Annotated in this window: 6 protein-coding genes; 4 read left to right on the forward strand and 2 right to left on the reverse strand. The window is 71.5% G+C overall.

Annotation, left to right across the window (positions count from 1 at the left end; all coding sequences use genetic code 11):
- Positions 1–1,492, reverse strand: a 1,492-nt coding sequence (locus tag NJ376_RS18220; protein WP_252954711.1) for an FAD-dependent oxidoreductase, incomplete at its 3' end; no start/stop codon positions are given.
- Between NJ376_RS18220 and NJ376_RS18225 the strand changes: the two genes are divergently transcribed.
- The 3 genes from NJ376_RS18225 to NJ376_RS18235 all read left to right on the forward strand — a co-directional run bounded on the left by NJ376_RS18225 (position 1,491) and on the right by NJ376_RS18235 (position 4,066).
- Positions 1,491–2,411: a dihydrodipicolinate synthase family protein gene (locus tag NJ376_RS18225; RefSeq protein WP_252954712.1), complete on the forward strand. Its 921-nt coding sequence runs from the start codon at positions 1,491–1,493 to the stop codon at positions 2,409–2,411. The two genes, NJ376_RS18220 and NJ376_RS18225, sit on opposite strands and share 2 nt — an antisense overlap.
- Before the next feature lie 18 nt (positions 2,412–2,429).
- On the forward strand, positions 2,430–3,263 hold the full coding sequence (locus tag NJ376_RS18230; protein ID WP_252954713.1) for an ABC transporter substrate-binding protein: 834 nt from the start codon (positions 2,430–2,432) through the stop codon (positions 3,261–3,263).
- Positions 3,264–3,376: 113 nt separating this feature from the next.
- Complete coding sequence (locus tag NJ376_RS18235) at positions 3,377–4,066, forward strand: amino acid ABC transporter permease (protein ID WP_252954714.1); 690 nt, start codon at positions 3,377–3,379, stop codon at positions 4,064–4,066.
- Between the two features lie 99 nt (positions 4,067–4,165).
- Here NJ376_RS18235 and NJ376_RS18240 read toward each other — a convergent pair whose 3' ends face one another.
- Positions 4,166–4,564, reverse strand: coding sequence for a group II truncated hemoglobin (locus tag NJ376_RS18240; RefSeq protein WP_252954715.1), 399 nt, complete (start codon positions 4,562–4,564; stop codon positions 4,166–4,168).
- Between the two features lie 144 nt (positions 4,565–4,708).
- Here NJ376_RS18240 and NJ376_RS18245 point away from each other — a divergent pair.
- Positions 4,709–5,085, forward strand: a 377-nt coding sequence (locus tag NJ376_RS18245; protein ID WP_252954716.1) for an ABC transporter substrate-binding protein, incomplete at its 3' end; no start/stop codon positions are given.

Consider the following 5,085-nt stretch of genomic DNA (forward strand, 5'->3'; position numbering starts at 1 on the left):
CGGCCACCGCGCCGATGTCGAAGGGCGGCGCGCGGAACATCCGCCACAGCGCGTCCTGGAAGGCCAGGGCCCGCTCCAGCGCCGCCCGCGCCGCCGCATCCTCCGGCGCCGCGAAGCCGAGATCCCGCGCCGCCGCCAGCCCGGCCAGCCGCCCGCGCGCCAGCGCCACCCGCGCCCCGCCGACCGCCGCCCCGTCGCCGACGGCGAAGACGCCGGGGATCGAGGTCCGCCCCTCCGCATCCGTCACCGTCTCCAGCCGCCCGAGGCCCGTATCGACGAAGCGATGCGCGCAGCCCAGCGCCCGGGCAAGGCCGGTCTCCGGCTGGAAGCCGAGGTTGAGCGCGCAGGCATCCGCTTCGATCCGCCGCTCCCCCGCCGGAGTCGAGAGGCGCAGCGCGGTGAATCTCCCCTCGCCCTCGCAGGCCAGGATGGTGCTGCCCCACAGCATCGGCACGCCTGCGGCCCGCAGCATCCGCAGGTAGCGCAGCCCGTCGAAGGCCAGGTCGGGCGCCGAACGCAGCAGCCTTGCCGCGTCGCGCAACTCGGAAAAGCCCGGCCGGGGCGCCGCCTCCGCCACCGCCGCCACCTGCACCCCGCCCGCCAGCAGCTCGCAGGCCAATTGCAGGTTCAGCGGGCCGTTGCCGGCGATCACCACGCGCTGGCCGGGCGAGACGCGGTTGGCCCTGGCGAGGGTCTGCATCGCCCCGGTCGTCATCACCCCCGGCAGGGTCCAGCCCGGCACCGGCACCGGCCGCTCATGCGCGCCCGTCGCCAGCACCAGGCGCTTCGGGCGGAAGGTGAGGGCGGTCTCGCCCACCACCGCGCCCAGCTCCTCCGGCGCGAAGGCGCCCCAGAGCGTGGCGCCGGTGAGGATCTCCACCCCCGCCGCGCGCACTGCCTCCCGCAGCGCCTCGCCCTGCCGGTGCTGCTTGTCCGGCGCGGCATTCGTGTGGCTCGGCGCCAGCGGCTTCAGGTACTGCCCGCCGGGCGCGTCGCGCTCATCCAGCACCACCACATGCGCCCCGGCCTCGGCTGCGGCGCGGGCGGCCTCGAGGCCGGCCGGGCCGGCGCCCACCACCAATACGTCGCATGCCCGCTCGGCGATCGCGGAGGGAAGCGGCGCCAGCGGCTTGGGCGCGGCGGGGAATTCGCCCGTCACCTGCATGCCCTCGGCCGCCTTCACCAGGCAGGCGCGCTGGCCCGGCCTGCCATCCACCGTCACCACGCAGTCGAAGCAGGCGCCCATGCCGCACCACAGCCCGCGCGGCGCGCCGGAGGCGGTCTGCCGAAAGGCCAGGATCCCGGCGGCGGAGAGGGCGGCGGCCAGGGTTTCCCCCTCCAGCGCCGTCACCTCCTGCCCCTCGAAGCGCAGCGTGATCGGGCGGCCGATGGCGGCGATGCCGGGCGTCGCCAGGCGGAGGCCCTTGCCGGCGGGCAGGGCGGTGGAGGACAAGGGTGTCATCCCATCCAGCATGCAGGGGCGGACCGCCATGCAAAAGCCCTTCCGCGGCACCTACACCGTCCTCATCACCCCCTTCACGCCGGATGGCGGCGCGGTGGACCTGCCCGCCCTGCGACGCCTGGTGGAATTCCAGATCGCCGAGGGGATCGACGGCCTCATCCCCCTCGGCTCCACCGGCGAGTTCCTCTCCGTCAGCCGGGAGGAACGCACCGCCATCACCGAAACCGTGGTGAAAACGGCCGCCGGTCGCGTCCCCGTCCTTATCGGCACCGGCGCCGAGGACACGCGGGAGGTGGTGGCGCTGAGCCGCGAGGCCGAGGCGCTGGGCGCCGACGGGGTGATGATCATCCCGCCCTTCTATGCCGTGCCCACGGAGGACGAGCTCTACCACCACTACAAGACGGTGGCGGATGCCATCGGCCTGCCCATCATGGTTTACAACAACCCGGCGACGGCGAATGTGGATATGGGCCCGGCGACGCTGGCCCGCCTCTCCACCATCCCCAATTGCCGCTACGTGAAGGAAAGCACGCTGGAGGTCACCCGCGTGCGCGACATCATCGCCGCCGTCGATGGCCGCATGGAGGTCTTCGCCGGCGTGCTCGGCTACGAGAGCGCCTGGCTCGGCGCCATCGGCTGGGTGGCGGTGTGCAGCAACGTGTTGCCGCGCCTGTCGCGCGAGATGTTCGCCGCCGCCGCCTTCGCGGCGGACCGGGAGAAGGCCCTGCCGCTGTACCGCCGCCTGGCGCCGCTGCTGCCCTGGGTCGGCGGGCCGCGCTACGTCTCCGGCACCAAGGCCGCCTTCCGGCTGCTGGGCATGGAGATGGGCGACCCCCGCCCGCCCCGCCTGAAGCTGCCGGAGGCCGATTGGCCCGCCTTGGCGCAGGTCTTGCAGGCCATCGGCCCGGAATGGACGGGCGCCCGGCCCGCTGCCCGCGCCGCCGAATAGCCGAGAGGGGATCCCGCCATGTTCCGCCGCCTGCTGCCCGGCGCCGCCCTCGCGGCGGCCATCGCCATGGCCAGCGCCCCGCCCGCCCTGGCCCAGAATTGCACCCCCCGCGTCGCGGATGCGGAGCTGGTGAAGCCCCGCACCCTGGTGCTCTCCACCAACCCCACTTTGCCACCCATGCAATACGTGAACGCGCAGGGCCAGCTCGTCGGCATGCGCGTGGAGCTGGGGACGGAGATCGCCCGCCGCCTCTGCCTCACGCCCGAGCATGTGCGCGTGGAATTCGCCGCCATGATCCCCGGCCTCGCCGCGCGGCGCTGGGACATGATCAACACCGGCATGTTCTACACCGAGGAACGCCAGAAGCTGATGTGGCTGGTCCGCTACGAGGAACAGGCCATCAGCATCAGCGTCCCGCGCGGCAACCCGCGCAACATCAGGTCCATCGAGGACCTGGCCGGGCTGACCGTGGGGGTGGAGCAGGGCGGCTTCGAATTCCGCCGCACCCAGGACATCGCCAAGGCGCTGGAGGCGAAGGGGCTGAAGCCCATCACCATCCGGCCCTTCGACAATTTCGCCGTCTCCTTCCAGGCGCTGCGCGTCGGGCAGCTGGATGCCGCCATCTCCATCGACAGCACGGCGAAGGAGTATGACGACCGCGGCGACTTCACCCGCGCCGTCTCCGGCCTTTACGGCACGCCGATCAATTTCGGCTTCCGCAGCCAGGTGCTGGCCCTGGCCGTGGCGCAGGTGCTGACGGAGATGAAGACCGATGGCAGCTTCCAGGCGCTGCTCGATCGCTTCGGGGTGAAACCCTATGAGGGGTCGTTCGAGCCGGTGGGGCCGGGCTAGAGCATTTTCGCTTCACATGCGTTCACCGAAAATGCTCCACGCCCTTGTTTGCAGAGCGGATTCCCGCCTCCGGGCGATGCCGCCCTGCGGCGATCTGCTCTAAGCGCCCGCCCGTGCAGATCTGGCGCTGGGACGGCTTCCTAGACTACCTGTTCAATGGCTACCTGCTGGAAGGCGCCGCCATCTCCGTCGCGCTGACGGTGGGCGCGCTGGGCTTCGGCCTCATGCTCGGCATCGCGCTGGCGGTGCTGCGGCTTTCCGGCAACCGCGTGCTGTCCGGCTTCGCCGCGCTCTATTGCTGGCTGTTCCGCGGCACGCCGCTGCTGGTGCAGCTCCTCGTCATCTATACCGGCCTGCCGCTTTTCGGCATCCGCTTCTCGGTGTGGGAGGCGGCGCTGATCGGCATGTCCCTGAACGAGGGCGCCTATCTCTCCGAGATCGTCCGCGCCGGCATCCTCGCCGTGCCGAAGGGCCAGCGGGAGACGGCGACCGCGCTCGGCCTGCACCGCGTGCAGGTGTTCCGCCTGGTGGTCTGGCCGCAGGCGCTGCGCATCATCATCCCGCCGCTCGGCAACAGCGTGAACGGGCTGCTGAAGACCACCTCCGTCGCCAGCGTCATCTCGGTGGACGAGCTGCTGCGACGGACGCAGATCCTGATCCAGGAGCGCTTCCTGGTACTGGAGCTGTTCCTGGTCGCGGCGCTCTACTACCTGGTGCTGACCAGCCTGTGGGAGCTGGTGCAGCGCCGGCTGGAAGCGCATTACGGCCGCGGCTTCGGGCAGGAGGGTGCGGACAGACGCTAGAGCGTCTGCGGTTCACACGGGTTCACCGAAAACGCTCTACGCCATTGTTCGCAGAGCAGATTCACGCCTTCGGGCGATGCCGCCCTGCGGCGATCTGCGCTAGGCGTCAGGCCGGTTCCGCATGTGCTGCGCCAGCCCCTCCACCTGTGGCATCACCGCCGCCGTCAGCGCCGCATCCGTCACATTCTCCGCCCAGGCCTGGCGGAAGCAGAGCAGCCAGCCCTCGATCTCCGGCCCGGCGATCGGCGCATGCAGATGCCGCCGCCGCAGCATCGGGTGGCCGCGCTTGCTGGTATAGAGCGGCGGCCCGCCCAGCCAGCCGCTGAGGTATTCGAACAGCTTCTCCTCCGAGCCCGCCAGGCTCTCCGGGTGGATGGCGCGGCAGGCGGCGGCCTCGGGCAGCGAGTCCATCAGCTCGTAGAAGCGGCGCACCAGGCGGCGCACGCCGGCCTCGCCGCCGATGCGGTCATAGGGGGTGGAATTCGGGGTGTCGGGCACCAGGGCAGCGCCTCCGCGGGGGCTCAAGGATGATCGGGGGCCGCATAGCAGTGGCGGCGCGCCGGGGAAAACGATCCTGCGCAATTCCTCGCCCGGGCCGCCCTGGCCTCGGCTATCCTGGCGAAAAGCCGGGAGAGTCCAGGAATGCCGAACCCCTTCCTCCGCCGTGGCCTCATGGCCGGGCTATTGGCCGCCCCTGTGGTCGCCGCTACCCCGCCCGCCGCCGCTCAGACGCGCTCGGCCGACCAGCTCACCATCGGCTATGCCGCCGTCGTCACCACGCTGGACCCGCACTACCACAATCTCGGCCCCAACAACGCCATGGGGAACCACATCTTCGACCGGCTGGTGGAGCGCGACGCCCGCGCCAAGCCGCAGCCGGGCCTTGCCGAAAGCTACCGCCCGCTCTCCGACATCGTCTGGGAATTCCGCCTGCGCCGCGGCGTCACCTGGCATGACGGCAAGCCCTTCACCGCGGACGACGTGGTCTTCACCTTCGAGCGCGCGCCGAACGTCCCGAA

This window comes from Siccirubricoccus soli (assembly GCF_024178315.1).
Lineage (GTDB): Bacteria > Pseudomonadota > Alphaproteobacteria > Acetobacterales > Acetobacteraceae > Siccirubricoccus > Siccirubricoccus soli.

Bases quoted from the DNA above. Each gene is read 5' to 3' on its own strand.
- NJ376_RS18225 (WP_252954712.1), top strand. From the start codon at position 1,491: ATGCAAAAGCCCTTCCGCGGCACCTACACCGTCCTCATCACCCCCTTC.
- NJ376_RS18230 (WP_252954713.1), top strand. From the start codon at position 2,430: ATGTTCCGCCGCCTGCTGCCCGGCGCCGCCCTCGCGGCGGCCATCGCC.